Source organism: Actinoplanes sp. CA-131856 (genome assembly GCF_050956135.1).
Classification (GTDB): domain Bacteria; phylum Actinomycetota; class Actinomycetes; order Mycobacteriales; family Micromonosporaceae; genus Actinoplanes.
This window is the reverse complement of the sequence record NZ_CP191849.1, coordinates 1,167,707-1,194,372: the sequence shown is the minus strand read 5'-3', so window position 1 is coordinate 1,194,372 and position 26,666 is coordinate 1,167,707. Positions and strand designations below refer to the sequence as shown.

Annotated in this window: 21 protein-coding genes and 2 tRNA genes; 15 read left to right on the top strand and 8 right to left on the bottom strand. The window is 70.4% G+C overall.

Going from position 1 to position 26,666, the window contains the following annotated elements; genetic code table 11:
- Nucleotides 1–11: 11 nt before the first annotated feature.
- Entirely contained in the window at nt 12–1,676 is a 1,665-nt protein-coding gene (locus ACQP2X_RS05800) for an L-lactate permease (protein WP_498694866.1), read from the bottom strand.
- 115 nt (nt 1,677–1,791) lie between these two features.
- On the opposite strand from ACQP2X_RS05800, the gene ACQP2X_RS05795 reads away from it, so the two are divergent.
- From ACQP2X_RS05795 to ACQP2X_RS05780, 4 genes are read left to right on the top strand one after another with little or no spacing between them, the layout of a single operon-like run.
- On the top strand, nt 1,792–3,060 hold the full coding sequence (locus ACQP2X_RS05795) for a hypothetical protein (protein WP_498694865.1): 1,269 nt from the start codon (nt 1,792–1,794) through the stop codon (nt 3,058–3,060).
- 11 nt (nt 3,061–3,071) lie between these two features.
- Nucleotides 3,072–4,223 carry a sensor histidine kinase gene (locus ACQP2X_RS05790; protein ID WP_498694863.1) on the top strand — a complete coding sequence of 384 codons (1,152 nt, stop codon included), beginning with the start codon at nt 3,072–3,074 and terminating at the stop codon, nt 4,221–4,223.
- Complete coding sequence (locus tag ACQP2X_RS05785) at nt 4,220–6,115, top strand: PAS domain-containing hybrid sensor histidine kinase/response regulator family protein (RefSeq protein ID WP_498694861.1); 1,896 nt, start codon at nt 4,220–4,222, stop codon at nt 6,113–6,115. The genes ACQP2X_RS05790 and ACQP2X_RS05785 overlap by 4 nt, the downstream gene beginning before the upstream one ends.
- 41 nt (nt 6,116–6,156) lie before the next feature.
- A complete protein-coding gene (locus ACQP2X_RS05780) occupies nt 6,157–6,744 on the top strand; it encodes a CPBP family intramembrane glutamic endopeptidase (RefSeq protein WP_498694860.1) in 588 nt (195 codons plus the stop codon).
- A gap of 6 nt (nt 6,745–6,750) precedes the next feature.
- On the opposite strand, the gene ACQP2X_RS05775 is transcribed toward ACQP2X_RS05780, so the two are convergent.
- Nucleotides 6,751–8,784, bottom strand: coding sequence for a sigma-70 family RNA polymerase sigma factor (locus ACQP2X_RS05775; protein WP_498694859.1), 2,034 nt, complete (start codon nt 8,782–8,784; stop codon nt 6,751–6,753).
- A gap of 211 nt (nt 8,785–8,995) precedes the next feature.
- Between ACQP2X_RS05775 and ACQP2X_RS05770 the strand changes: the two genes are divergently transcribed.
- Nucleotides 8,996–10,399, top strand: coding sequence for a pectinesterase family protein (locus tag ACQP2X_RS05770; RefSeq protein ID WP_498694858.1), 1,404 nt, complete (start codon nt 8,996–8,998; stop codon nt 10,397–10,399).
- A gap of 11 nt (nt 10,400–10,410) precedes the next feature.
- A complete protein-coding gene (locus ACQP2X_RS05765) occupies nt 10,411–11,841 on the top strand; it encodes an RICIN domain-containing protein (RefSeq protein WP_498694856.1) in 1,431 nt (476 codons plus the stop codon).
- 103 nt (nt 11,842–11,944) lie between these two features.
- Here ACQP2X_RS05765 and ACQP2X_RS05760 read toward each other — a convergent pair.
- The 4 genes from ACQP2X_RS05760 to ACQP2X_RS05745 form a co-directional block, all read right to left on the bottom strand.
- Nucleotides 11,945–12,020: transfer RNA gene (locus ACQP2X_RS05760), tRNA-His, on the bottom strand.
- 99 nt (nt 12,021–12,119) lie between these two features.
- On the bottom strand, nt 12,120–12,677 hold the full coding sequence (gene orn, locus ACQP2X_RS05755; protein ID WP_498700823.1) for an oligoribonuclease: 558 nt from the start codon (nt 12,675–12,677) through the stop codon (nt 12,120–12,122).
- Nucleotides 12,678–12,978: 301 nt separating this feature from the next.
- Complete coding sequence (locus tag ACQP2X_RS05750; protein WP_498694855.1) at nt 12,979–17,355, bottom strand: hypothetical protein; 4,377 nt, start codon at nt 17,353–17,355, stop codon at nt 12,979–12,981.
- Nucleotides 17,356–17,403: 48 nt separating this feature from the next.
- Nucleotides 17,404–19,041: a copper resistance CopC/CopD family protein gene (locus ACQP2X_RS05745; protein ID WP_498700821.1), complete on the bottom strand. Its 1,638-nt coding sequence runs from the start codon at nt 19,039–19,041 to the stop codon at nt 17,404–17,406.
- 97 nt (nt 19,042–19,138) lie between these two features.
- Here ACQP2X_RS05745 and ACQP2X_RS05740 point away from each other — a divergent pair, with 97 nt between their 5' ends.
- From ACQP2X_RS05740 to ACQP2X_RS05710, 7 genes are all read left to right on the top strand, one after another.
- Nucleotides 19,139–19,675 (top strand): sigma-70 family RNA polymerase sigma factor, encoded by a 537-nt coding sequence (locus tag ACQP2X_RS05740; protein WP_498694854.1) that lies wholly within the window; start codon nt 19,139–19,141, stop codon nt 19,673–19,675.
- A gap of 76 nt (nt 19,676–19,751) precedes the next feature.
- Entirely contained in the window at nt 19,752–20,246 is a 495-nt protein-coding gene (locus ACQP2X_RS05735) for a DoxX family protein (RefSeq protein WP_498700820.1), read from the top strand.
- A complete protein-coding gene (locus tag ACQP2X_RS05730) occupies nt 20,243–20,995 on the top strand; it encodes a DsbA family protein (RefSeq protein ID WP_498694853.1) in 753 nt (250 codons plus the stop codon). The genes ACQP2X_RS05735 and ACQP2X_RS05730 overlap by 4 nt, the downstream gene beginning before the upstream one ends.
- On the top strand, nt 20,992–21,981 hold the full coding sequence (locus ACQP2X_RS05725; protein WP_498694852.1) for a hypothetical protein: 990 nt from the start codon (nt 20,992–20,994) through the stop codon (nt 21,979–21,981). Before ACQP2X_RS05730 ends, ACQP2X_RS05725 begins: the two co-directional genes overlap by 4 nt.
- The gene (gene bcp, locus ACQP2X_RS05720) at nt 21,978–22,448 is read left to right on the top strand and encodes a thioredoxin-dependent thiol peroxidase (protein WP_498694851.1); all 471 of its coding nucleotides are present in this window, start codon (nt 21,978–21,980) and stop codon (nt 22,446–22,448) included. Before ACQP2X_RS05725 ends, bcp begins: the two co-directional genes overlap by 4 nt.
- Nucleotides 22,449–22,698: 250 nt before the next feature.
- Nucleotides 22,699–23,376 (top strand): hypothetical protein, encoded by a 678-nt coding sequence (locus tag ACQP2X_RS05715; protein WP_498694850.1) that lies wholly within the window; start codon nt 22,699–22,701, stop codon nt 23,374–23,376.
- Entirely contained in the window at nt 23,373–24,167 is a 795-nt protein-coding gene (locus tag ACQP2X_RS05710; protein ID WP_498694849.1) for a HoxN/HupN/NixA family nickel/cobalt transporter, read from the top strand. Before ACQP2X_RS05715 ends, ACQP2X_RS05710 begins: the two co-directional genes overlap by 4 nt.
- Nucleotides 24,168–24,182: 15 nt before the next feature.
- Here ACQP2X_RS05710 and ACQP2X_RS05705 read toward each other — a convergent pair whose 3' ends face one another.
- Complete coding sequence (locus ACQP2X_RS05705; protein ID WP_498694848.1) at nt 24,183–24,806, bottom strand: TetR/AcrR family transcriptional regulator; 624 nt, start codon at nt 24,804–24,806, stop codon at nt 24,183–24,185.
- Nucleotides 24,807–24,922: 116 nt separating this feature from the next.
- Here ACQP2X_RS05705 and ACQP2X_RS05700 point away from each other — a divergent pair.
- Nucleotides 24,923–25,006, top strand: a tRNA-Leu gene (locus ACQP2X_RS05700).
- 183 nt (nt 25,007–25,189) lie between these two features.
- The gene (locus ACQP2X_RS05695; RefSeq protein ID WP_498694847.1) at nt 25,190–25,708 is read left to right on the top strand and encodes a GNAT family N-acetyltransferase; all 519 of its coding nucleotides are present in this window, start codon (nt 25,190–25,192) and stop codon (nt 25,706–25,708) included.
- Here the strand turns inward: ACQP2X_RS05695 and ACQP2X_RS05690 are convergent.
- On the bottom strand, nt 25,705–26,658 hold the full coding sequence (locus tag ACQP2X_RS05690; RefSeq protein ID WP_498694845.1) for an expansin EXLX1 family cellulose-binding protein: 954 nt from the start codon (nt 26,656–26,658) through the stop codon (nt 25,705–25,707). The genes ACQP2X_RS05695 and ACQP2X_RS05690 overlap by 4 nt on opposite strands.
- Nucleotides 26,659–26,666 lie beyond the last annotated feature (8 nt).

The window sequence follows — 26,666 nt, the reverse complement described above, 5'->3', positions numbered from 1 at the left end:
TAACGTCGGCGTCATACCGACGACGGCACCATCCAGTCCAGCACCGGCGTGGCCTGCAGGGTGACCAGCACGCACATGACCAGCAGCAGGATCACGCTCCAGCCGACGACCCGGCGGAAGATGTCGCCCTCCTTGCCGGCCATGCCGACGGCGGCCGCGGCGATGGCCAGGTTCTGCGGGCTGATCATCTTGCCGAGGACGCCGCCCGACGAGTTGGCCGCGGCCAGCAGCACCGGGTCGAGGCCGGCATCGGCCGCCGTCTGCACCTGGAGCGCGCCGAACAGCGCGTTGGCCGACGTGTCGGATCCGGTCACGGCGACGCCGATCCAGCCCAGGATGGACGACAGGAACACGAAGAAGGTGCCCGCGCCGGCCAGGAACTCGCCCAGGGTGTTCGTCTGCCCCGACTGGTTGAGCACATAGGCCAGGGCGAGCACGGCCATCACCGTGACGATGGCATGGCGCAGTTCGACATACGTTTGCCCGTACGCCTTGACGGCGCGACCGGGGCGCACGCGAAGGACCACGGCGGTCAGGACGCCGGCCAGGATCATCAGCGTTCCGGCGGCCGGCAGCCAGCCGAAGGTGAACGTGGTCGAGGCGAGCGGCTGACCGTTCTCGCCGAGCACGTGCAGCCCCGGCCAGGCGAACTTCACCGTCCACGGCGACTGGGCCAGCGCGTCCTTGATCGGCCCCAGGTTCGCGATGGCGAAAATGACGATGATGATGATGTACGGCGCGTAGGCGCGCACGACCTCGGCATTGCTGTCGCGGCGGTCCTCGACGACCTCCCCCGATCCCGTGCCGCCGGACCGCGACAACACCGGTGACTCCACCGGCCGCCACACCCGCAGCAGAAGGATCACGGCGGCCGCGGCCACCAGCGACGCGATGATGTCGGTCAGCGGCACCGAGATGTAGTTCGACGCGACGAACTGGGCCAGCGCGAAGACCACACCGGCGATCACGGCGGCCGGCCACGTCTGCTTCACGCCCCGGCGGCCGTCGATCACCGCGACGAGGACCAGAGGCACGACCACGGCGAGCACGGGGGTCTGGCGGCCCACCATCGCACCGAGCGTGTCGGCGTTGAGCCTCGGATCGTCGGCGGCGCCCGAGGTGACCGTACCCAGCGTGGTGATGGGTGTGGCCAGGGCGCCGAAGGCGACCGGCGCCGTGTTGGCGATCAGCGCGACCGCCGCCGCCTTGATCGGCCGGAAGCCCAGCGCCATCAGCATCACCACGGTCACCGCGACCGGCGTGCCGAAGCCGGCCAGCGCCTCGAGCAGGGCGCCGAAGCAGAACGCCACGATCACGGCCTGGATGCGCATGTCGGGGCTGACCCGTTCCATCGAGCGGCGCAGCACGTCGAAGTGGCCGCTGGCCACGGTCAGGTTGTAGACCCAGATGGCGTTGATGACGATCCACAGGATCGGGAAGAAGCCGAACGCCGCACCCTCGCTCGCCGACAGCAGCGCCTGCCCGACCGGCATGGCGTAGATCGCGACGGCGACCACGAGCGCCACCACCAGCGAGATCACGCCGGCCAGCCAGGCTCTCATGCGCAGCACGCCGAGCAGGACGAACAGGGTGAGCAGGGGCAGGGCCGCGAAGATCGCGGAGATCGCGACGGAATCGGACACGGGGTCGGTCACGATCCGGAACGTCTCATCCATGAGCCACCATCCAGAGTTATCGATATTCCCTGGTTGAACCGCCATGGTCGCCGAATCGTCGCCGAAGCGCATCTCGGGGTTAAGGAATTGCGGTATCACGTCGAAAAGAAAGAACATGATCGACGCTTGGCTGGACGATGAGGTGCCCCGCCTCAACCGGGCCATCATCGGCGGCGACGCTCCGCCCGGGCTGCTGGCCGAGCAGACCCGCGAGGTCCTGCTCCCGCGTCTGCCGGCGGTCGGCCGGCTCGACGCCCGCGAGGCGCAGCGGCTCGTGGTCCGGCTCGGTTTCGTCGGCGCCTCGGTGTCACGGCACTACCAGGAGTGGACGCCGAACGGGCGGCACCACCCGGAGCGGGCCTTCGACGGACTGCTGGTCGGGGACATGCCGTTCCGCGACTACTTCGCCGCCCTGGCCACACACACCGGATGCGGACACTGCGGCCGGGACAGCTATGCCTCGCTGGTCCGCTGGAACGTGGGCACCCTGCGGGTGCACCGCGGCGACGAGTGCCTGGCCGAGCTGCCGGGGGTCTTCGACGACGGGCGCATCCGCAGCTACACCGGCACCGGCAGCGAGGAGCGGTTCTTCCTGCTGGTCAAGCAGGGCGAGGCCCTGGAGCTGGCGGTGAACGAGGTGCTCGACCCGCTGACCCGCGACGGGGCCGGGCTCGTCTGCGAGGACGCCGTCGGACGCGTACGGCTGGCCACCGAGCTGCTGACCGCCCTGCGCCAGCTGTTCCTCGACTTCGCGTCCCGGCCGCCGGAGGCGAGCATGCCGCCGGAGTTCTTCATGGACGTGTTCCGGCAGTTCGCGGTGCACTGGGCCGAGGACGACATCCCGCCCAGCGGCGCGCTGGACCCGGAGGCGCTCAAGCGTGACTTCCTGCTCGGCATCGCGATCCCCGACTACGACCGGCACGTGCGGCGGATCTACCCGGCCCTGCTCGACGGCGAACGGGCCGTGCTGGACGACCTGATGACGCAGCCGACGCTGCCGGAGAGGCTGCTGACCGCGATCGACGTCGACGCCGACGACCTGGCCGTGGCCGAGCCGGCCGACCTCGACCGGCTGCTCGGGCGGCATCCGGCGCTGGCCGACTGGTACCGGCTGCTGACCGAGCACGCCCGGGCCGCCGGGGCTCATCTGATGTTGAGCAAGAAGTTCCTGTTCAAGCCGCAGCGGCAGCGCGACGCGAACGGCCTCGGCGACCGCCCGCTGGTCTCCAACCGCAGCGGGACGACCGGGATGAACGAGACGTTCCTGGAACGGCTCACCCGCGCCCGGCAGGACCATCTGCTGTCCGGCCTTCAAAAAGCCATAAAAGCCCCCCGGATACCGGCCTCGCGGGTAGCGTCGGTTTCCGTCGCGCAGGTGGGATGAAAGAGGTCACGATGGGCACTCGGCCCCTGGTCGAGGTGGGCCCCGAGCAGCTCATGGCCCTCATCGACCACACCTCGGCCGTGATCTACATGCGCGACGCCGACGGGCGCTATCTCCTGGTCAACCGGGAGTACGAGCGGCTGTTCCGGCTGCGCCGCGAGGACATCGTCGGTCTGACCGACCACGACCTGTTCCCCGAGCCGCTGGCCGACGAGTTCCGCCACAACGACCTCGAGGCGTTCGCCCGCGGCGAGCCCGTGCAGGTCGAGGAGCAGGCGCCCGGCGACGACGGCCTGCACACCTACATCACGGTGAAGTTCCCCCTGGCCGACAGCGAGGGCAAGGCGTACGCGGTCTGCGGCATCTCGACCGACATCACCGAGCGCAAGCGGGCCGAGGAGGAGGTGCGCCTACTCAACGAGGAGCTCGAACAGCGGGTCGAGCAGCGCACGGCCCAGCTGGAGGCGTCGACCCGGGAGCTGGACGCGTTCGCGTACTCGGTCTCGCACGATCTGCGCGCGCCGCTGCGGTCCCTCGAGGGCTTCAGCCAGGTGCTTCTCGAGGACTACGCCGGGGTGCTCGACGCCGAGGGGCAGCGCTATCTCTCGCGCATCCAGGCCAACGCCGAGCGCATGGCCCAGATGATCGACGACCTGCTGCATCTGTCCCGCGCCACCCGCAGCGAGCTGCGCCGGGAGCGCACGGACCTGAGCGCCCTGGCCCGCGAGGTGGCCGAGGAGCTGGTCGCCTCCGACCCGGTGCGCACGGCCGTCTTCGACATCCCGGACGGGCTGGAGGCGATGGGCGATCCGCACCTGATCCGGCTCGTGCTGCAGAATCTGCTCGGCAACGCCTACAAATTCACCTCGTACGAGCCCGAGCCGCGCATCACGATGTCGGTCTCCCTGAAGGACGACGTCGCCGTCTTCACCGTCCGCGACAACGGCGCCGGCTTCGAGATGCGGCACGCGCACAAGATGTTCGACCCGTTCCAGCGCCTGCACGCGCAGAGCGAGTTCGAGGGCACCGGCATCGGCTTGGCCATCGTGCACCGCATCGTCACCCGGCACGGCGGCCAGATCTGCGCCGCGGGCGAGCCGGGTGAGGGCGCGGCCTTCTCGTTCAGCCTCGCCCCGGCACCGGACGGATGGACGATCCGATGATCCACGTGCTGGTCGTCGACGACAGCGAGGACGACGCCCTGCTGGTGGCCCGGGGCCTGCACAAGGCCGGCCTCCAGGTCACCACCACCCGCGCCGAGACCGCCGAGGGTGTGGCGGCGGCGCTGGCCGAGCAGACCCCCGACATCGTCATCTGCGACTACAACATGCCCGGTGTCCGCGCCGAGGACGTGCTCGACCAGGTCCGCGAGCACGACCTGGAGATCCCGTTCCTGCTGGTGTCGGGGCAGATCGGCGAGGAGACGGCGGCCTCGCTCATGCGGGCCGGGGCCCGCGACTTCGTGCTCAAGGACCGGCTGGCCCGGCTCGCGCCGGCCGTGCAGCGCGAGCTGACCGAGGCCGCCGAGCGCCGCCAGCACCGCCACGCCGAGGCCGCCCTGCGCGAGAGCGAGGAACGGTTCCGGCTGCTGGCCGAGCACGCCCACGACATCATCTTCCGGTTCCGCCTGCATCCGGCGCCGGCCATGGAATATCTCAGCCCGGCCGTCGAGCAGATCACCGGCCACCCGCCCGAGGACTTCTACGCCGACCCGGCGTTGATCTTCCGGCTGGTCGACCCCGAGGACCGGCACGCGCTGGAGCAGTCGTGGCGCTCGGCCCAGCCGGGCACCCTGACCATGCGCTGGCATTGTCACGACGGCCGGGTGGCCTGGATCGAGCAGCGGGCCAGCGCGGTCACCGACGCCGACGGGCAGCCCATCGCGGTCGAGGGCATCATGCGCGACATCAGCAAGCGGGTGCGGGCCGAGCAGGAGCGCGCCGAGATGGAGCAGCAACTGCGCCAGGCCGAACGGCTCGACTCGCTCGGGCAGCTCGCCGGCGGCATCGCGCACGACTTCAACAACATCCTGGCCGTGATCTCCGGCTACGCCGCGATGCTCTCCGAGGAGCTCGGCCCCGACCATCCGCTGCACCCCGACTCGCAGGCGATCGAGCAGGCGGCGGCGCGCGGCAGCGGCCTGACCCGGCAACTGCTGATCTTCAGCCGTCTCGAGCCGTCCCGACCCGAGACCCTCGACCTGAACGCGGTCGCCACCGACATGCAGCGCCTGCTCGGCCGCACGCTGGGCGAGGACATCGAGCTGCGGACGACGCTCTCGCTCGACCTGCCGCCGATCACCATGGACCGCAGCAAACTGGAACAGGTCATGATGAACGCGGTCATGAACTCGCGCGCGGCCATGCCGTCGGGCGGCCGGCTCACCATCGCCACCGGCGTCGACCGCGACACCGGCCACGTCTGCCTGACCATCACCGACACCGGCAGCGGCATGCCGCCCGAGGTGGCGGCCCGCGCGTTCGAGCCGTTCTTCACCACCAAGGGCCGGGGCAAGGGCACGGGACTGGGTCTGGCCACGGCGTACGGGGTGGTGGCCGACGCCGGCGGAACGATCGGCCTGGAGTCGGCGCCCGGCGAGGGCACGACCGTACGGGTCTGCCTGCCACCGGCCGAGGTGACGGCGCCGGCGGCCACGCTGATCTCCCGCCCGGCCGCGGGCTCGGGTCAGGGCCGCAGCATCCTGGTGGTCGAGGACGAGGACGGCGTGCGCGACATCGTCTGCCGCATCCTGCGCAAGGCCGGCTACGTGGTGCACGCGGCGGGCGATCCGCTCGAGGCGCTGCGCATGTGCCGCGAGGACAACCTGACGTTCGACGCGCTGCTCAGCGACGTCATCATGCCCGGCATGTCGGGCACCCAGCTGGCCGCGGAGCTGCGCCGCACCCGTCCCGACCTGCCGGTGCTGTTCATGTCGGGATATACGAGCGGCCCGGCCCCGGGCGGCCAGGAACTGCCGGCGGACGCACCGCTGCTGCACAAGCCGTTCCAGACGGAACATCTCATCGGGGCGCTGCACCAGCTTCTGCCACGCTGAGTCCACCCGCCCGACACCTGGGCCGCCTAGCGTCGCCGGTGATGAGCCGAATCGCCGAATATCTGCTGCTGTTCTACGGCGTCGCCGGCCTGTACATCGTGCTGGACGTGCCCGGTGGCCCGATCCCGGTGCTGTTGATCGCGGCCGCCCTCGTGATCGTCTACATGCGACGCTGCGGCCTGCCCTTCCTGACGGCGTCGGCGCTGCGCTCTTCTCTGCCGCGGGTACTGGCGCTGTGGGCGGTGGTGTCACTGCTCGCGGTTCTCGCCGTCGCGGTTTTCGACCCTTCCGAGTTGTTCGCGCTGCCGCGTGAGCAACCATGGCTCTGGCTGGCCATCTGCGTCGGCTATCCGCTGCTCTCGGTCTATCCGCAGGAGCTGCTCTATCGCGGCTTCCTGATGCACCGCTACCCCTTCGGCGGCCCGGCGGCCAGCGCGGTGGCCTTCGGCTTCGTCCACCTGCTCTTCGGCAACGTCCTGGCGGTCGTCGCCACCCTGGCCGGCGGCTGGCTGTTCGCCCGCCGCTACCAGCGGACCGGGTCGCTGCTGGTGGTCTCGGTGGAACACGCCCTCTACGGCATCACGATCTTCACGATCGGCCTGGGCCGCTTCTTCTACCACGGCGCATAGAACCGGTCAGCCGCCCATGGAGGCGCCCACCCCGTTGCCGGTCACCAGGAAGGCCGTCTTCGGGAGGGTGCCGCCGGGTGGGCGGGGGGCCTCGGCCGTCGCCGGGTCGGTGGAGCGGAAGCGCTCGGCCGACCAGTCGTCCTCCTGCCAGCTGTTGCGGCTCTCGGCGGCGCCGGGGGCCAGGCCGGCCGGCTCGATCCCGTTGTCGACGGCGGCGTTCGACCGCAACGTCGCGGGGCCGCCGGGAAGGGCGAAACCGGAACCGCCGTTGTCGTAGGCCGTGTTGTTGGTCAGCGTCAGGCCGCTGATCCGGCCCGCGTCGTCGGTGAAACCGTGGTTCTCGTTGGTCCAGGCGGCGTTGTGACGGAGGCTGTGTGCCGCGCCGGTCAGGACGAAGCCGTTGCCTCCGTTGTCGTACGACCAGTTGTATTCGACGGTGACCGGGGTGGCGAAGTTGAGGTCCAGACCCGACGCCGCGTTGCCGGCGAACCGGTTGCCCCGGACGCGGTTGCCGGTGCCGTCGCCGAACATGAAGCCCAGGCCGATGCCCCCACCGCCGGTGAAGTCACTGTCGAGGACCTGGTTGCCGGTGGTGCCGGGGTCGCGCAGCAGCAGTCCGGACCGGGCGTTGTCGCGCATGATCAAGCGGCGGAAGACGGTCGAGCGGCACGAGCGGCAGACGTACGCGTGACCGGCCGAGTTGACCACCGAGAGGCCCTGGACCGTCCAGCCGGCCGTCTGTTGCGTCACCGCCCACACGGAAGCGGGCAGGGCCGACGCGTCGATCACCGGTTGCTCGTCGCGGTAGTTGCTCAGCGTGACCCCGGTGGCGGCCGACTTGACGGTGACGCCGGACGAGAGACGATAGGTGCCCCCGCGCAGCGCGATCGTCTGCCCGGTCCGCGCCGCCGAAACGGCCTTCTGGATCGAGGCGTACGGCCTGGCCAGTGACCCGTCGCCGGCATCCGACCCGTTCGGTGCCACGAAGACGTCCGCGCGCTGCACCCCGAGCCCGGCGACCGGCAGGGCGGTGGGCGAGGCAGTGGGCGTACGGCTGCGGATCACCACCCCGGGAGCGGAGGGCCGCACCGCGGCGGACGGCGGCGCGACGGCGGCCGGCGGGGCGGAGGAGGGCGTCTCATAGACCGCGTAGACGAACCCGCCCCCGGCCACGGCCGCGGCGGTCGCCGTGACGGCCGCGACCTTGGGCAGCATCCCGGCGAACGCGGTCGGCGCCGACACCATCCCCGCCGGCGCCGACGACACCGCGGCGGCGACCGCGGCCGGCACCGGCAGCGCGGCGATGCCGAGCAGCAGCTCCTCCGGCGCGACCAGGCCGTGCCGGCCGAGCACGCACCGCGGGCAGTCCCGCACGTGCCGCACCAATCGCTTACGCCACAGTGGATCGGCGACGCCGTTCCACCGGCGAAGTTGGTCCTGCAACACCTCGCAGCGCGGGCGCGCCCGCAGCGCCCGGACCACCGAGCGGGCCGCGTCGAGCTGGGCCTTCATGCGCTGCACCCGCACGGCCGCGTGCTTGGGTGCCACGTCGAGGGCCGCCGCCAGCTCCGAGCGGGTCAGCTCGCCGGCCGCCTCCTGCCACCACAGACCGAGCAGGCGCCGGTCGCCGTCGTCGAGCCAGCGGGACGCCTCGATCAGCTCGCGGCGCTGCTCGGCCACGACCAGCTCGGCCGTCGCGCGCTCGGCGAAGTCGCCGACCGGCACCTCGACCTGGTCGGGAAGGCGCCGCAGCCGGCTCACCCGTGAGGCGCGGAAGTGCATCTGGATCTGCCGGTACGCGATCGCGACCAGCCACGACCGGAAGCGGGAGGGCTCGCGCAGCGACGGCAGCCCGCGGATGGCCCGCAGCATCGTGTCCTGCACGAGGTCGTCGACGTCGGGGTGGCCGTCCAGGGCCCGCCCGACGATGTTGTAGATCAGCGGCAGGTGCTCGGCGATCAGCGCGTCGCGGGCCGCGAGCGAGCCGGCCTGCGCCTCCTGGACGCGACGACACAGGGGCGCGATCTTACTCTGCGTCATCGCGCCTCCCGCACTCATATAGAAGATCGTCGAAAAGGTGAAGAGCTCGGCCGATCGTGACACGGCAGCTAGCGATCGTCCACCGAAGAATTTCACCGGGTTTTCGTTGTCGCGGGGCGACACGAGCATCTACCAGGGCGCCGCGACCCCCGACGCGGTGACAGCGCAGCGTAACCGAATGGGAGCGCTCCCGAAATGTGAGAGGACAGTGATGAGGCGTCTCGTCATGGCCGCCCTCGCGGTCGTCGTCCCCACCGCCGCGATCGCCTACAGCGTGCTGCCGTCGGCGGCGGCCACCCTCCCCGCCGTCGGCGGCGTCTATCAGCTCAAGGTCACCAAGAGCGCCAAGTGCGTCGACGTGCCCGGCGCATCGTCGGCCAACGGCGCTCTGCTCCAGCAGTGGGGTTGCACCGACGGCGCCGCCTGGCAGCAGTTCAAGCTGGTCGCGGCCGGCAGCAACTATCTGCTCCAGAACGTCAGCAGCGGCAAATGTATCGACGTTCCCGGAGCGAGTACCGCCAGCGGCGTACAGCTGCAGCAGTGGGGTTGCGCCAGTGGCCAGGCGAACCAGCAGTGGAAGTTGACTTCCAGTGGTTCGAATACATTCCAGATATCTAATGTCGGCAATGGTCTGTGTATCAGCGACAAGGACGCGTCGACGGCGAGCGGCGCCGCGATCATCCAGGAGACGTGCACCGCCAACTCCAACAAGCAGTGGGCCTTCGTCGCACAGGGCAGCACGCAGGCCGCGACCGTGGCCAAGGACGGCACCGGCCAGTACACGACAGTCCAGGCCGCCATCGACGCCGTTCCCGCCAACAACACGACCCGCCGCGTGATCACGATCAAGGCCGGCACCTACCGCGAGATCGTCACGGTCCCGTCCAACAAGCCGTACGTCACCCTGCAGGGCCTGGGCGGCAGCGCGAGCCAGACCGTGATCGTCAACAACCACAGCAGCGCCGGCGGCTACGGCACCTCGGGCAGCGCGACCGCCTTCCTCGACGGCCACGACTTCGCCGCGACCAACCTGACCTTCTCCAACGACTACGGCGAGGGCAGCCAGGCGGTAGCGGTCAACCTCAACGCCGACCGCTCGGTCTTCACCAACGTGCGTTTCCTCGGCAACCAGGACACGTTCCTGGTCAACAACAACCGGTCGTACGTCAAGAACTCGTACGTCGAGGGCACCGTCGACTTCATCTTCGGCGGCGCGACGACCGTCTTCCACGGCAGCACCATCCACGAGAAGCGCTCCAGCGGCGGCCCGATCACCGCGGCCAGCACCGACGCCGCCAAGACGTACGGCCTGCTCTTCTACCAGTGCACAATCACCGGCGCCGCCAACAACGTGACCCAGCTCGGCCGGCCGTGGCGCCCGAACGCGCAGGTCCTCTATCGCGAGTCGAACCTCAGCGCCACGATCAGGACCGCACAGCCCTGGACCGACATGTCCGGCAACACATGGCAGAACGCCCGGTTCCTCGAATACAGGAACACCGGTTCCGGCGCCACCGTCAACAGCAACCGGCCGCAGCTCAGCGACTCGCAGGCCGCCAATTACACCCCGCAGAGATATCTGGCCGGCAGCGACGGCTGGAACCCGGTCGGGTGAGAGGGAAAATCATGAAAAAGCCAATTTGGTACGCCGCGGCGCTCGCACCCGTTGTCCTCATCGGCATCTCGGTGTTGCCGTCCGAAGCGGCCGCTCTCCCCGCGACCGGCGGCACCTATCAACTGAAGGTCACCAAGAGCGGCAAATGCATCGACGTGCCCAGCGCGTCCAGCGCCAACGGCGCTCTGCTCCAGCAGTGGGGCTGCACGGCCGGCGCCGCCTGGCAGCAGTTCAAGCTGGTCGCGGCCGGCAGCAACTATCTGCTCCAGAACGTCAGCAGCGGCAAATGTATCGACGTTCCCGGAGCGAGTACCGCCAGCGGCGTACAGCTGCAGCAGTGGGGCTGCGCCAGTGGCCAGACGAACCAGCAGTGGAAGTTGACTTCCAGCGGTTCCAATACATTCCAGATATCTAATGTCGGCAATGGTCTGTGTATCAGCGACAAGGACGCGTCGACAGCGAGCGGCGCCGCGATCATCCAGGAGACATGCACCGCCAACTCCAACAAACAGTGGGCCTTCGAGCCGGTGAGCAGCGGTGGCCGCACCTGGCCGTCCACACCGGACGGATTCGCCTCGACCGGCGGCGGCACCACGGGCGGCGCGGCCGGGCCGACCGTCACCGTCACCACCATGGCCGACCTCCAGAAGTACGTCACGGCGACCACCCCGTACGTCATCAAGGTCAACGGGGCCATCACCATCACGCCGAAGGGCACCGAGCTCAAGGTGCAGTCGAACAAGACGATCGTGGGCGTCGGCACGAGCGGTCACATCGTCGGCGGCGGCTTCTTCCTCGGCACGGGCGTACGCAACGTCATCATCCGCAACCTCACCATCCGTGACACCGCGATGCCGGACGACGACCCCGACGACAAGGTGTACGACTACGACGGCATCCAGATGGACACGGCCGACCACATCTGGATCGACCACAACACCATCACGCGGATGAACGACGGCTCGATCGACAGCCGCAAGGACACCAGCTATCTGACCGTCTCGTGGAACGTGCTGTCCAGCAACAACAAGGCGTTCGGCATCGGCTGGACCGACAACGTGACGGCGCGGATGACGATCCACCACAACTGGATCCACGACACCAATCAGCGCAATCCCAGCGTCGACAATGTCGCCCTGGCCCACCTCTACAACAACTACCTGCAGAACATCACGTCGTACGGCAATCTCTCGCGCGGCGCCAGCAAGCTCGTGCTGGAGAACAGCTACTTCGACAACGTGAAGAACCCGTACTACAACGACACTTCCGCCGCCCAGCTCAAGCAGAGCGGCAGCATCGTCGTCAACAGTTCCGGCAAGCAGCAGACGAACGGTTCCGCCTTCACGCCCAGCAGCTACTACGCGTACTCGCTGGACCCGGCGGCGGACGTGCCCAGCCTGCTCAAGACGTACGCCGGCCCGCAGGCGAACATCGGCAACTAGAAGCGTTCTTCGCGAGGGGACGTTCGGCCGGGGCGAGGGGCCCCGGCCGAACGCAAGAGGGCCGGCCCGCACAGCGGACCGGCCCTCTTGCGTTGACCTTCGATGGGGTGATCGACGGGACTTGAACCCGCGACCCCCGGGACCACAACCCGGTGCTCTACCAGCTGAGCTACGACCACCATCGCGCACGGGAGCGTTCCCCGTGGTGCCGAGCAATCATAGCCGAATCCCGGAGGGGCTCGTCGAGCGGGTTACCGCACACGCCCGGGTGACACCTCTTACAGCTCGGCCGCGATCGACTTCGCCGTCTCCACGTCCGGGCCCGGCAGCGGGACGAAGATCGTGCGGCGGTAGTACTCGAGCTCGCGGATGCTCTCCCGGATGTCGGCCAGCGCCCGGTGCGCGAGCCCTTTGGCCGGCTGCCCGAAGTACACCCGCGGGTACCACCGGCGGCACAGCTCCTTGATCGAGGACACGTCGATCATGCGGTAGTGCAGGAAGTCGTCGAGCGCCGGCATGTCACGGGCCAGGAAGCCGCGGTCGGTCGCGATCGAGTTGCCGCACAGGGGCGCCGTGCGGGGGTTCGGCACGAATTGACGCACGTACGCCAACACGGCCTCCTCGGCCTCGGCCATCGTGATCGCCGACGCCCGCACCTCATCGGTGAGCCCCGACTTGGCATGCATGTCCCGCACCACCGGCGGCATCGCGTCGAGCGCCGCGTCGTCGGCGTGAATGACCAGGTCGACGCCGTCGCCGAGCACGTTGAGGTCGGGATCGGTGACCAGAGCCGCCACCTCGATGAGCTTGTCCTTGCCCAGATCGAGGCCCGTCATCTCACAGTCGATCCACACCAGAAGATCCGCCACCCGAACAGCGTACGCCGCAACCCCCCGAACCGCTGCGACGTGTTTCCGAGCCACCCATCCGGGCATGAGCAGCACAATTGCCCGCTTTCAGGCGATGACTTCCCACAAAGCACCACTTGTGGCTAAACTGCTCTTAACGGACGAAGCCCCCCTTCGGTTACTCCGTTCCCCCGGTAAAGGGCCTTCCGCGTCGGCAGCGTGGAGGGCCCTTTCGGCCGTACGACGAAGGCCGCCCCGATCCGGGACGGCCTTCATGATGCGGTGCGCCTCAGTCCTCGGCGGCCGGAGCCGACCGCCGCCGGCGACTGCTCGACTCCGTGCTGTCCACCTGATCGGCCGAGGTCGTCGTGCTGCTCCGGCGCCGCCGCCGCTGCTGACCGGACGCGGCAAGCAGCTCGGCGGCTTCCTTCTGATAGGCGGCCAGCCACCCGGTGGGCGTACCACTCCGAGCCGGAATGATCCCCGTGCTGGTCCGCAGCGGAACGTCAGGCTGCTGCCGTACGGGCTTGGGCTTGGCCTTGACCCCCTTGGCCGAGGAGGCCGGCTTGGCCGGCCCCGCCGGCTTAGTCGACCCCGCCGCCTTGGCCTGCCCCGCCGGCTTGGTCGCCTTGCTTTGCCCAGCCGGCTTGGCCGAGGCCGACTGCCCGGCCGCCTTAGCCGAAGCCGCCTGCCCCGCCGCCTTAGCCGAAGCCGCCTGCCCGGCTGTCCTAGCTGAGGTCGCCTGCCCAACTGCCTTAGGCGACGTCGCCTGCGTGGGCGCCGTCGCTGGGGTCGTCTGCCCGGGCGCCTTCGCTGGGCTCGCCTGTCCGGCCGGCTTGGCCGCCGCTGCCGCCGATCTCGCGGACCCGCCCGGCTTGCCTCTGGTCGCCGCCGTCGCCTTGACCGCGCGCGTCGGCTGACCGGCGGCCTCCCCGCTTTCCTCTTCGACGTCCGCGGCCACCGACGGCTCCGGCTCGGGCGCCTTCACCCGGACGGCCCGGCTCCGCACCGGCTTGGCCAGGGCCTTCGGCTGTTCAACCTCTTCCCCGGAATCCTCAGCCGCGGCGGCAGCCGCTCGCGCGGCCACACTCTCCGCCGCCCGCCGCCAGGCAACCGGCGCCGGCCGCCCCGACCCGTTCCCCGGCAGCCGCCCGGCAAAGCTGGGGGAAATCCCACCTTCAAGCCGCCCCTGAGCCTGAGCGAGCAGCCCACCTTCACCGGCCCGAGGCCCCAACCCGCGCGCTCTCACTTCCTCCGCCGCCGTCCCTTCAGCACCATCGCCAGCCTTCTCCTCGCCAAGCTCCTGCTCCGCACCGGCTTCACCGTTTCCCGAACCCGCCACGCTCGACGCAGCCGGCATCTCGCCCGCGGCGGTCGACTCCCCCGAAGCGCCCTGCCCCGAGCCATCGATCCCGTGATCCCGCCCCGACGCCGACCCTTCATCGGCCGCCGCCGAACTGCGTCCCGCCGTGACATCCTCCGAACCCGGGGACGGGAGCCGCGCCGGCGTCGAGCCTTCGCCGACCGACCTCTCCGCACTGCCCTCCGACCCCGGGGACAGGGGCCTCGCCGGCATCGAGCCTTCGGCGACCGACCCCGGGGACGGGGGCTGCGCCGGCATCGAGCCTTCCCCGGCCGACCTCTCCGTGCTGCCACCCGAGTCCGAGGGCGAGGGCCGCGCCGGCGAAGGAAGAACCGGCCGCGAGGGTGCCGGTGGCCGGGGAACCGCGGGCCGAGGCGGAGCCGGCGCGGTGGTTCCGGTGGGCTCACCATCCACCGAGGTGCCGGAGAGGCCGGCCGACGGCTTGTTCGGGGCCTGGTTCGCGGTGGTGTTGTCCACAGGCGCGGCCGCGGGCCCAGCGAGAGGCTGTTCCGCCACGACTCGAGCCTGGCCCGCAATGCCGGTCTCCCCAGCAGGCGGGAAAACCGGCACCGGGCCCTGGCTTTCGCCGGTGGCCTCGGTGCCGGCCTCCACGGCCGGCCGGCCCCCACTGGCGGATGGGGTGGCCGACTCCGAGTAACGCTTCGTGGGCTGTCCCCGCATCGGCTCGGCGTCCCGCTCGCCTTCGCGAACAGTCCCACCGGCGCTGCCTGACACAGCCGTCCCGGGCCCAGTGCCGGAGCTATCCGCTCCCACGCCATCACCCGAAGTCGCCGTCTTCCCCAGCCCAGCCGGGTCAACCACAACGACCGAGTCAACATGTACGGCCGAATCGCCCCGAACGCCAGAATCAACCCGCTCTCCGCGACCAACATCACTGCCGTGGTGAGCCTCGGCACCCCGGCCTCGCCCGGCTTCCTGAGCGGCCTCCGCTCCGAAGTCCCGACCGGTGTCCGGCTGAGGGCCGGCCGCTACGAATCCGCCGGGCGGAGGCACCGGCGACGGTCGCCCTTGCGGTAAGGGACGGCCGTTCGGCGGCGACTGGCGGCCGACGCGCGGCGAGTTGGACCGGCGGAGGCCGGTCGCGGCCCAGTCGGTGGCCTTCGGACCCGTGACCATGGAGACCCGCTGCCCCGCCGTACGCGGATCGCGCTGACCCTCGGAGCTCCGGGCCGAGCTTGTCGCCAGTTCGCGATCGGCAGCAGCCGCCCCCGCGGTCTCCGTTGCTTCTTCGGCGGCCTGGTGCGCCGTTTCGACGGTCGGAGATGCCGCATCGCCGCGGAACGCGCGAGCATCCGCGGCTCCCGCCGCATAGGCGGCCGCTACAGCGTCAACGGAGACCGTCTCATCGGCCGGCGCCGACCCAGTGGCGGGCTCACGAACCTCTCGCGCGCCCGTGGCCTCCGCACTAGACGAGCCAGCAACTTCATCGGACTCCCGCGAACCGGCGGCCGGGAGCGCCTCCGGGGTCCGCTTGGGACGCGGCGACGGCTTGCTCCCGGCCGGACGCCCCGAAGGCGGTGAAGCCGGACGCGGGGTGGCGGACTCGCCGGCAGGCATGTCGGCGCTGGTCATCAGGCGGGAACCGGCTGGTTCCGGCTTGGCGGCGAGGGAGGTTTCGGGAGCCGGGCTCGACGGGGCGGAGGTGGGGCTCTGCATGGCGGCGGCTCGGCGGCGGGCGGCTTCGGCTACCCGGGCGGCGGCCTGGGCCTCGGCCTCTCGGGCTCGGGCGGGGGCCGTCTCGGCGACCCAGGCGCCTACCGCTGAGGCGCGGAACATCGGAATGTCGGTGGGTGCGGCTGCTTGGCGGCGGGGGCCTCGTTCGGGGCGGCCGCCGAACAGCGGGTCGGGCATGATGGGTGCGTCGCCCAGCGGGAGTGAGACCGGGCCGGCGGCCGAGTGCGCGCCGATGTAGCTCAGCGGCTCGCCGGGTGCCGGTGTCCGCTGGCCGTTCGGCCGGGAGCCCGGTGACGGGATGGCCGTGGCCGCCGCGTACTCAGCAGCCGATGGCGGTCCGCCCGGCTGCCGGCTCTGGGGCGCCGATCCGCCCGCAGAAGAAGAGCCGGACGAAGACGCTGCGGCCTCGACGGCCGGATCGGCGGACGCGGCCTCGGCGGTGGGAGTCGCCCCATCGGAGCGGCCGGCGGGGGCCTCGGTCGCGGAATTCGAGGAGGTTGCCGAACCAGCCGTAGACGCCGGTGGAGCAGAGGGAACCGCCGCTGCGGAAGGGCCGGCTGGCGAGAAAGGCACGGCTACGGAAGCCGACGGAAGGGACGAAGCGGACGGCCCGGCCGGGGAGAGCGGGGAACCAGAAACCGCCGGCGCCAATGCCGGAACCGCCCCCGCCATGGCCGGCTCGGCTGACGGGGGCCAGTCCAGAGCTGGGGGCAGGGCTGCGGGGCGGCGCTTCTGCGTGTCGGCCAGCGTTCGGGGGCGGTGCGCGCCGCCGTGCCGGGGCGGATTGAGGGCGGCCGTCGGCATGGGTGCGCCGATCGCTGCCATCAAGGCCGGGACCTGGCTCGGCTCCACCACGTAGACGATCTCGCGGCGGCGGGACGGCCAGGCCAAGGTGATCAGGCCGATCATCAGCAGCAGCGTGCCCAGGGTGAGCAGGCCCCACGTGCTCGAGTTGAGCCAGCCGGGGCGGATCTCCGCCGTGGCCGTCAGCTGCAGACCCGGCTGGGCCGCCGGGGCCATCACGACCAGGCTGTACGGGCCGCCCGTCACGTCGCCCGGCGTCCACGCGACCTGACCCAGGCCGCTCCTGGTCCAGAAGTCGTTGCTCGCCGGTGGTGTGTCTGGTGACGTACGGCCGCGGTTGAAGTTCGTCGCCACCGGAAGCGCGCCGGTGCCGATGTCGATCGTGCGGACCACCGAGAACGGCACGCCGCTCAGGTAACGCCGCACCTCGGCCGTGGGGGCCAGGCCGACGAACGCCGGGCCGTTCTGGGTTTCCGCCCGCAAGCGCAACTGTGTGTCGCCGATGCGGGTGAAGGAGGCGTCCTCGCGCAGCAGGCGGTCCACGTCGGGGACCACGAAGGCGTAGCCGGGTGTGGACAGCCGCTGGAGTTCGCCGCTGAAGGCGCCGCCCGCGTCGCGGTGTTGCATGGCGGCCCAGAGGCCGGCGCCGGCGAGCAGCGACGGCAGGCCGATGGCCAGCAGCAGCATCCCGAGGATGGTGCGGAACACCCGCATCAGCTTCTCCCCCTGTATCAGCACTAACTGCGCCGACCATACAGATCCAAATACCCCTAAAGTGGTCAAACAGCCGCGAATCACTAGCATGAAAAAGCCCGGCCCCCGCCGAAAGCGGGAACCGGGCCGGAAAAAACTTCAGTTGATGGTGGCCGTCGTGGTCAGTGTCGACTGGTCGATGTCGCTGGTCCGAGCCGTGATCTTGAACGTCCACTCGCCGGGCTGGGGCAGCGCGATGTCGCCGACCGCGTGGAAGTCGGTGATGCGCAGCAGCGGGATGTCGATCGCCTCGATGCCCTTCGACGGGAGCGCCGCCGTGGCCTTCCATTCGACGACGGTCAGCGGTTTGTTGTCGGGCGTGAAGGCGTACAGATGAATCGAGTTGTTGCCGACCTGGGCCGGGAAGATGTCGATCTGGACGGCCATCTTCGGGTCGGTGAGGGTCTTGGTCACCGTCGTGCTCGTGTCGGCCGACGAGGCCGCCTCGGCCGTGCGTGGCGGCGAGATCTGCACCAGGGCCGAGGTGACGCCGAGGATCACCGCGGTGATCGCGAGCTCGGCGATGACGATTTTGCGGAGGCCGCGCGGTTCGGTTTCGGCCGATTTCGATCGTACGAGCCGTCGCGACCACCATGCCACGCCGAGCACCACGGCCGCGAGCCCCACCTTGACCAGGATCAATTGGCCGTACGTGCTGTCGACCAGCCCTTTCAGCGACGCCACCTCGATCAGCGCCTGGACGACGCCCGCGATGATCAATGCGCTCACCGCCGTGGCGGCCCACCGCGACCAGATCGGCAGGATCGCGCCGAGCTCCCGCTCGTCGGCCTGCGGCAGCAGGAACGCGACCAGCATGACCAGCCCGCCGAGCCAGACGGCCATGGCGGCCAGGTGGATCGCGTCGACCACGACCGAGACGCCGGCCACCGGGGAGGCGGTCGGGTGACCGGTCAGCGGCCAGGTGGCCAGCGCGGCCACCCCGAGCACACCGAGCAGGGCCAGGTCGGCCTTGGACTCGTTGCCCCGGCCGCGCACCAGGGGTCTGAGCAGCAGGGCGGCCGCGCAGACGACACCGAGGCGCACCAGCATGACCGCGCCGAACGTGCTGCCGAGCACGTCGCGCAGGTCGCCGACGCGCACGTCGAAGAGCGTGGAGCCGGTGGAGTACGGCGCCTGGAGCCAGAGCGCCATCAGCGTGCTCACGGTGATCAGGCCGACGCCGGTCCAGATGACCCGGCCCGGTCCGCGGCGGCTGAGCCGGTGCGGCCAGAGCAGCGCGAGCACCAGCACCGGACCGACGAGGAGCACCAGCCCGGCGTACCCCAGGTATTTCCCGACCGGGATGAGAGCGCGGACGACCGGGTTGACCTTGGTCTCGTCGATCGTGGCCGAGGGCGGCGTCGACGCGGCGCCGACCGAGAAGGTGATGCTGCCGCCGACCGGGTGGCTGTCGGCCGAGATGACCCGGTAGCTGACGAGGTACGTCCCCCGGCCGCCGCCCGAGCGCAGCGGGATCGTCACGGTGCCGCCGTCGACGGTCGGCTCGCCCTGGTCGGCGCGGCTGCTGTCCGGGGCCAGCACCTGGATCTTGCCGGAGAGCAGCTGGACCGACTCGCTGAACGTGAGGGTCACCTTATTCGGCGCGTCGGGCACGATCGTGCCGTTGGCGGGATCGCTGTTGACCAGGGCCGCGTGCGCGCTCGCGGGCGCGGCCGGGCCCAGCAGAACCGCGAAGAACCCGACCAGCAGACCGGCTAGAGCCCCGTACACGCGCATGCGCCGCCGATTAGTCACCCCGACATGCTGCCCGATCTCAACCTGAACGCCCACTGGCGGGTGGGAGAAGACATCGAAAGACTCCATTCCGCGTACGATGACCGCCATGGACGGCCTGGAGGAGACGACCGAGCTCGCCCGTGCCGGCGACCCCGCCGCCCAAGCGGCGCTGGTCCGCGCCACCCAGGCCGAGGTGTGGCGTCTCTGCGCGGCCCTGGTCGACCCCGGCGCCGCCGACGACCTGACCCAGGAGACGTTCCTGCGGGCGTTCAGGGCCCTGCCGGCGTTCGAGGGCCGCTCCAGTGTCCGCACCTGGCTGCTCGGCATCGCCCGCCGCACCTGCGCCGACCACCTGCGGGCCGTCGTGCGCCGGCGCCGGCTCGACGTGCGGCTGGCCGCTCAGGCGTGGACCGATCAGCCGTCGCCCGATCCGGCCCACCGGCTCACCACCGCCGACCTTCTCGGCCGCCTCAGTGACGAGCGCCGCACCGCGTTCGTGCTCACACAGGTCCTTGGACTCTCCTATGCCGAAGCCGCGCAGGTGGAGGATGTTCCGGTGGGCACGATCCGGTCCCGGGTGGCCCGGGCCCGCGACGAGCTCGTGACCGCTGTGGCGGAGGCTCGCGCCGTCTAGTCAGCCTTTTCCCAGCAGAACCCCAGCAGAATGGGGGGAACCGGCGGGACAGTGGCATCGACTAAGTGGGGTGACCATGGACTTGAAGCAGCGGCCATCCCGGCTGACGGCAGCGTGGCCCTGGGTCTCCACCCTGGCGCGACTCGGCCTGGCCGCGGTTTTCCTGATCTCCGGTGGGCTCAAGGTGACCGACCTGGCCGCCTCGGGCCGCGCCGTGAACGCGTACGACCTGATGTCCTGGGAGACCGCCAAGGTGGTCGGTGCCGTACAGCCGTTCCTGGAGATCGCTCTGGGCCTTCTGCTGGTGATCGGCATCGCGACCCGGCTGAGCGCGGCCATCGCCGCCGTCCTGCTGGTGATCTTCATCGGGGGCATCATCTCGGCCTGGGCGCGGGGGCTGCAGATCGACTGTGGTTGCTTCAGCAAGGGCGGGGAGCTGACCGGCGGGCGGACCGCGGAGTACGGCCTGGACATCGCGCGTGACGTGGGCTTCCTCGTCCTCGCCGGCATCCTGCTGTGGAAACCGCGGACGAAGTTCTCGCTCGACGGCCTGTTGTTGGGAGAGAGATGAGCAAGGGCGACAGAGACCGGAAGAACGCGCAGGCGCGCAAGATCGTCGAGGCGCAGAAGGCGGCCGAGAAACGCCGCAAGGTCACCATCTGGACGACTGTGGTCGTCGTGGCGGTGCTGGTGATCGCCGGTGGCATCGGCTGGGGTGTGCTGGCCAACCAGAACAAGAAGACCGAGGCGTCCCAGGTGACCACCCCGAGCGTCGCCGTCGACGACGGCACGGCCTTCGCGGTCGGCACCGGCCCGGTCACGGTCGACCTCTACGAAGACTTCATGTGCCCGATCTGCAACCAGTTCGAGCAGCAGACCGGCCCCTCGATCAAGCAGATGATCACCGACAAGCGGGTGACCGTGCGCTACCACCCGGTGGCCATCCTCGACGAGGCGTCGAACGGCACCAAATATTCGACCCGCTCCGGTGGCGCCGCCGCCGCGGCCGCCGTGGACGGCAAGTTCACCGAATATCACGACGTGCTCTACGCCAACCAGCCCGAGGAGGGCAGCTCCGGCCTCACCGACGCCAAGCTGATCGAGCTGGGCAAGTCGGTCGGTCTCGGCGCGAGCTTCGAGACAGCGGTGAACGACAAGACGTACGACAACTGGATGACCAAGGTGACCGACACGTTCGCGTCGCGCGGCTTCAACGGCACGCCGACCATCGTCGTGAACGGCAAGCAGGTCGAGGGCCCGAACAACACGCTGCCCACGACGGCCGTGTTCGAGCAGGCTGTGCAGGCCGCCGAGGGGTGAAACGCCTCCTTTTGATCATGGCGGCGGCCGGGGCGGTGATCGCTCCGGCCGCTCCGGCGCTCGCGCACGCCGGTGACACGCCCGACGCGACGGCCTACCGGACCGCGATCACCGGGATCAGCACGCCCGAGAAGGGTCTGACCGTCCGCACGGTCGAGGCCGGGGCCCGGCTCGAGCTGAGCAACGAGACCGGCCACGCGGTCGAGGTCCTCGGATATTCCGGCGAGCCCTATCTCGACGTCCGCCCCGACGGCACCTACCAGAACACGAGCTCCCCCGCCTCGTACATCAATGAGACCGTCACCGGCGACACGCCCGTCCCGGCGTACGCCCAACCCACCTCGCCCCCCACCTGGCGCAAGATCTCCTCCTCGACCACCGTGCGGTGGCACGATCAGCGCACCCACTGGCTCAGCCCCGGTCTGCCGCCGCAGGCGCAGGCCGATCCCTCGCGCGCGCATCGCCTGCGCGACTGGGTGGTGCCGCTGCGCGAACAGGTCCGCACGTTCGAGCTGCGCGGCACCCTCGACTGGGAGCCGCCGCCGCGGGCCGGGCTCTGGTGGCTCGGCGCCGGCCTGGCCGGTCTCGCCACGGTGGCTTTGGCCCGTCGCTGGTCGTCCTCCGTGCGGCCACTCGCGCTCATCGCGGGGTCAAGCCCTTTGCTGTACGCCGTGACGACCGCCCTCGACGGCGGAAGCCCCTCGCCCGTCCTGGTGCTGTCCGGTCTCATCGGTGTGGCCGCCGCCTATCGCCATCCGCCCTTCTTCCTGGCGCTGGCCGGGGCGGTGGTGGCGCTGTTCGGCGGCTTCAACTCGACGGGGGTCTTCGACGCCGCGGTGCTGCCGGCGGCCGGGCCGGCCGTCCTCACCCGCGCGGCCGTCGCGGTGGCGATCGGCGCCGGGGCCGGGCTGGCCCTGACCGGCGTCCTGCGGCTGCGTGCCGCCTTGCCGGCCCCGCAACCGGACCGGACTATCGTCGCAGCATGACTGACCGACTCTCCGCCGGCGACACCGCTCCCGAGTTCTCGCTGCCGACCGACAACGGCGACCGGCTCACCCTTTCCGACCTGCGCGGACGCAAGGTCATCCTGTACGTCTACCCGGCCGCCATGACCCCCGGCTGCACCACTCAGGCGTGCGATTTCCGCGACTCGCTCGGCTCGTTGCAGGCCGCCGGATACGAGGTCGTCGGCATCTCGCCCGACGCGCCGGCCAAGCTGGCCAAGTTCCGCGAGCGCGACGCGATCACTTTTCCGCTGATCAGCGACGAGGACAAGAGCGTTCTGACCGCGTACGGCGCTTTCGGCGAGAAGATGAACTACGGCAAGAAGGTCATGGGTGTGATCCGCTCCACGTTCGTGATCGACGAGAACGGCACGATCGAGCGCGCGCTGTACAACGTCAAGGCCACCGGTCACGTCGCCAAGCTCCGCCGCGATCTCGGCATCGACTGAAATCCTTCAGTCCCGCACCTTTCTGCCGATGGTTGAGGGCGACCGGCCCGAGGTCCTCTGTCCCACGGCGGCTGTCACGCGGCTTTGATTCGCGAGGCGGCCGCCGTGCTGTATGCGGCGCCGCTCTCCACACGGGACGTCGACTGCGGTCCGGGCTACGTGACGGCGTATCGCTCACCGCACCGACTGACCAGGAGCTGTTCATGTCGGCGTCTCTTCAAGATCACCAAGCGTGGCCAGACTGCCTTCCGTGGTTCAGTACAGCTCACGCGCCCTGGTGACCTTGGCCGTCGCCGGGATCGCGGTCGCCGCGCCCTCACCGGCGGCGGCACATCCGTTCGGTGATCCGCAGACGGTGGCCATCACGCTCGACGAGCAGCGCCCCGAGGTCGTGCAGGTGAAGTGGCGGGTCGGCGGCCCCGACGACCTCACCCTGCTCGGGGTGACACTCGGCCTCCTGCCCGAGGACAGGGTGAAGGCCGACGGCAACGTCGACTACCGCTACACCGACCCCGGCGTCGTCGGCGCGTCCTCGAAGTTCGCCGACTACTTCCTGCGGCGGATCGCGGTCACGGACGGCACGCGGGAGTGCGCCGGGCAGGTGCTGGAGCCGATTCAGGCGCTGGCGCTCAAGGGCGCCACCGCCGAGTTCGCCTGCCCGTCCCCCGTCACGTCGGCCACGGTGGCGGTGCGCATGCTGACCGACCTCAACCCCGCGTACCGCACGCTGGCGACCGGACCCGAGGGCCAGAGGTACGTCTACGAGGGCGGCAACGAGTCACACGCCTGGACCCTGGTGGGCGCCCGCCCGGCCGGTGGCGCCAAGAGCGCGTTCACGCAGCTGGCGGCGGTCATCGGCGCTCTCCTGGCCGTGGTGGCCGCCGCCGTCGTGCTGCTGAGGCGCCGCCGCCGGGTGGTGACGGCATGATCGACGGCTCAGTCCTGTCCGAACGGATGCAGGACCTCATCCACACCCCGGGCGTGACCCCGCTGGCGTTCCTGATCGCTTTCCTGGCCGGCGCCGGCCACGCGGTGGCCCCCGGCCACGGCAAGACGCTGGCCGCGGCCTACCTGGCCGGTTCGAAGGGCCGCATCCGCGACGCCGCCTGGCTGGGCGGTTCCGTGGCGGCCATGCACACCTTCTCGGTCCTGGTCATCGGTATCGCCTGGACCTTCTTGTCACTCTCCGACTTCGTACGCATGGAGCAGCTGACCACGTGGCTCCAGGTGGCGGCGGGCGCCTTGATCGTGGCCACCGGCGTCTGGATGCTGCGCCGCCATCTCAGCGGCCATCATCACCACGACCACTCCCACTCCCACTCCCACTCCCACTCCCACTCGCATGATCACTCCCACTCCCATGACCACGACCACGGTCACAGCCACTCCCGTCGCCCCGGCCTGCTGCTGCTGGGCATCTCGGGCGGCCTGACCCCGTCCCCGGCGGCCTTCCTGGTGCTGGCCACCGGCCTGTTCCTGGGCCGCGCCGGCTTCGCCCTCCTGCTGGTGCTGACCTTCGGCATCGGCATGGCCGTGGTCCTCTTCGGCGTCGGGGTCCTGGCCGTCGCCGGCAGTTCCCTGGTCACCCGGAGCTCCCGCACGTTCGCCCTGCTGACCAGGGCCACCAGAGTGACCCCCGTGCTGGCCGCCACCGGCATCACCCTTTTCGGGGCCGGACTGGTGACCGTCGCCGCCGTCCACCTGACGACAGTCGGTTAGGGCCTCTCCCCTCGGTCATGAAGCGGCCTCGGGCCGGGCGAGCGCTCCGTACAGGAAAAGGTCGACCAGCTCGGCCACGGGAAGTCCTCGGCCCGGGCCCCGGCTGGTGACGATGCCCAGGAAGGCGTCGGTCACCGCCTCGGCGGGAAGGCGCAGGATCTCCTGGTCGGGCTCGATGAGGTCGAGCAGCGCCCGGCGGGTGGCCGACTGGGACTCGTCGCGCGACGCCGAGAGGGCGGACAGGTCGGCGTCGCCCGAGTGGGGGCGGCGGTGGGGCAGGCCGGAGGCGTGCAGGGCGCCGATCACCGCGCCGATGCGGCGACCGTGGGCGTTCAGGGCGTCCAAGGCCTCGATCAGGCGATCGGCCAGGGGCTGGTCCAGCGCGATCGAGTGCAGTTGGGACAGCAGGTTGCCCGGGTCGAGGGCCCGCGCGACGCAGGCCTGGAGGACGGCGTCCTTGTCGTCGAAGACCCGGAAGATGGTCGCCTCGCCGATGCCCGCGGCACGGGCGATCTGGGCGGTGGTGACCGCGCCGCCGTGCTCGGCGACCAGGGGCAGGGCGGCGCTGACGATGGCTTCGCGCCGCTGTTCGGGAGTCATGCCGGGCGCTCGGCGCCGGGCTGGGGGTGTCGTTGTCATGCCCCCAACCGTACGGAGTGAGTACTCACTCCGTCAAGCAAGGCCGGGCCCCTGACCGCCGCCCGGACCGTCTAGAATCTCTACAACGCGCTGGTCCGGACATCCGGGCCGGCCCGGCGGGAGTGGCGAAATAGGCAGCCGCGCGGGTTTTAGGTGCCCGTGCCCGAAAGGGCGTGGGGGTTCAAGTCCCCCCTTCCGCACCTTCGTTGACGCAGCTCGGCCCGGTCCCCATAACCTGGGCTGGGGCGTTTTGCGGCGTTGACTGATTGGCGCGGCCGCCCTCATGAGACGCCCCGCGCTCGACCTGGCGCCGAGACGCCGTGGGGGATTGGCGAGACGGAAGGCACACGGGCGTACCGACGAAATGCCGTAAGGATGAGGGCATGGGAATCGAGTTCGTCGTGGATCCGCCGCTCACCGATGACCTGAAGGAGCGGGCGGTTGCCCTGTGGGTCGACGTCACCAACGCGGGTGGGGCGGTCGGCTTTGTCGCGCCGGTCGAGGCCGATGCCGTGCGGCCGGTGGCCCACGCCGCCTTTCGAGGGGTCGCGGACGGGCATGACCGGCTGCTGGCCGGGTTTGACGGCGACGAACTGGTGGCGCTGCTCTTCGTCGTGGACAACCGGTTCGCCCTCAAGAGCCACTGGCGCGTGCTCAAGCGAGTGATGGTCACCCCGAAGAGCCAGGGCAAGGGGTACGGGGCCGCGCTCATGCGGGAGGCCGAGGCGCTCGGGCGGCGGATGGGGCTGTCCGCCCTTCAGGTCACCGTGCGCGGCGGGCTGGGCATCGAGCGGTTCTATCTGGGGCTCGGCTATCGCGAGGTGGGCCGCATCCCGGGCGCCCTGCGACTGGCGCCCGGTGACGATCGCGACGAGACCTACATGTGGCTCGACCTGGCCTAGCCGCACTTCGACGCTGTGCCGGCGGCCAGGTCCACGGCCGCCGGCGGCGCCGGTGGCGCGGGCGGGGCCGTGGTCGTGGCGGGGGCGGCCGCGGACTCCACCAGTTTCTGGGCCGGCGCGGCCGACGAAGGCGCCGCCTTCGGTGCCACCGACGTCTTCGAGGGGGTGGGAGACGGTGTCGCCTTCTGCTTCTTCTTCTCAGGAGTCTTCTTCACCACGCCGCCGGCCAGCTTCGCGCTGGTCTGCTGGGTCTTGCCGGGCGACAGCTTGATGTTCGGGACGGTCACCGAGTTGCCGTAGATGTCGGTGATCTTGACCTTGAAGGGGCCGCTGCCGGCGCCGCTCGGCAGCGTCCAGTAGTTGAAGTCCTCGCGCGTGGCCGACTTGAACGTGCCGCCCGAGCCGGCGACCTTGACCGAGGCCAGCTGGTTCGCGTGGTTGTCGATCAGCACGCTCAGCCAGTACTGCGACGAGCCCTCCTTGACCCGCACGGAGACGGGGCCGGGCACGGCCGCGTTCGGCACCGTCCGGTACGTGATCGGGATGATCCCGTCCGACTGCACGCCGATCTTCTTGAACGCCGTGAGGCTCAGGTCGAGGTGACCGGCCGGGCACTCCGGGCAGGAGTCGATGACCTTCACCCGGGTCGAGCCCTTCGGGCCGGTGACATCGATGTACGTGCCGCAGGCCGCGCCCTCGGAGTACTGGTTGTGCTGCCCCAGCGCCACGAACAGATCGTCCGCCGGCGCCGACGGGAACGAGCAGTTACCGAGCGTCCCGTCCAAGGAGAAGTATGTCGCCTTGCCCTTGCTCGCCGACGTGGACGGCGGGGCCGCGCACGCGGCGCCACTGTTCTGGAAAACGAGGGCCATACCGAGGACGGCGGCCAGGACGGCGGCGCCTCCAGCGGCGAGCCAGCGGGGCGTCAGCAGGCGAAATCTTCCGGTCACGCTGACCG

What these genes read in the sequence shown, in the direction of transcription:
- ACQP2X_RS05735 (WP_498700820.1), top strand. Translation starts at nt 19,752, where the DNA reads ATGGACTTGAAGCAGCGGCCATCCCGGCTGACGGCAGCGTGGCCCTGG.
- ACQP2X_RS05780 (WP_498694860.1), top strand. Translation starts at nt 6,157, where the DNA reads ATGAGCCGAATCGCCGAATATCTGCTGCTGTTCTACGGCGTCGCCGGC.
- ACQP2X_RS05785 (WP_498694861.1), top strand. Translation starts at nt 4,220, where the DNA reads ATGATCCACGTGCTGGTCGTCGACGACAGCGAGGACGACGCCCTGCTG.
- ACQP2X_RS05790 (WP_498694863.1), top strand. Translation starts at nt 3,072, where the DNA reads ATGGGCACTCGGCCCCTGGTCGAGGTGGGCCCCGAGCAGCTCATGGCC.
- ACQP2X_RS05710 (WP_498694849.1), top strand. Translation starts at nt 23,373, where the DNA reads ATGATCGACGGCTCAGTCCTGTCCGAACGGATGCAGGACCTCATCCAC.
- ACQP2X_RS05800 (WP_498694866.1), bottom strand. Translation starts at nt 1,676, where the DNA reads ATGGATGAGACGTTCCGGATCGTGACCGACCCCGTGTCCGATTCCGTC.
- bcp (WP_498694851.1), top strand. Translation starts at nt 21,978, where the DNA reads ATGACTGACCGACTCTCCGCCGGCGACACCGCTCCCGAGTTCTCGCTG.
- ACQP2X_RS05795 (WP_498694865.1), top strand. Translation starts at nt 1,792, where the DNA reads ATGATCGACGCTTGGCTGGACGATGAGGTGCCCCGCCTCAACCGGGCC.
- ACQP2X_RS05730 (WP_498694853.1), top strand. Translation starts at nt 20,243, where the DNA reads ATGAGCAAGGGCGACAGAGACCGGAAGAACGCGCAGGCGCGCAAGATC.
- ACQP2X_RS05705 (WP_498694848.1), bottom strand. Translation starts at nt 24,806, where the DNA reads ATGACAACGACACCCCCAGCCCGGCGCCGAGCGCCCGGCATGACTCCC.
- ACQP2X_RS05750 (WP_498694855.1), bottom strand. Translation starts at nt 17,355, where the DNA reads ATGCTAGTGATTCGCGGCTGTTTGACCACTTTAGGGGTATTTGGATCT.
- ACQP2X_RS05775 (WP_498694859.1), bottom strand. Translation starts at nt 8,784, where the DNA reads ATGACGCAGAGTAAGATCGCGCCCCTGTGTCGTCGCGTCCAGGAGGCG.
- ACQP2X_RS05745 (WP_498700821.1), bottom strand. Translation starts at nt 19,041, where the DNA reads ATGCGCGTGTACGGGGCTCTAGCCGGTCTGCTGGTCGGGTTCTTCGCG.
- ACQP2X_RS05695 (WP_498694847.1), top strand. Translation starts at nt 25,190, where the DNA reads ATGGGAATCGAGTTCGTCGTGGATCCGCCGCTCACCGATGACCTGAAG.
- ACQP2X_RS05765 (WP_498694856.1), top strand. Translation starts at nt 10,411, where the DNA reads ATGAAAAAGCCAATTTGGTACGCCGCGGCGCTCGCACCCGTTGTCCTC.
- orn (WP_498700823.1), bottom strand. Translation starts at nt 12,677, where the DNA reads ATGACGGGCCTCGATCTGGGCAAGGACAAGCTCATCGAGGTGGCGGCT.
- ACQP2X_RS05770 (WP_498694858.1), top strand. Translation starts at nt 8,996, where the DNA reads ATGAGGCGTCTCGTCATGGCCGCCCTCGCGGTCGTCGTCCCCACCGCC.
- ACQP2X_RS05740 (WP_498694854.1), top strand. Translation starts at nt 19,139, where the DNA reads ATGACCGCCATGGACGGCCTGGAGGAGACGACCGAGCTCGCCCGTGCC.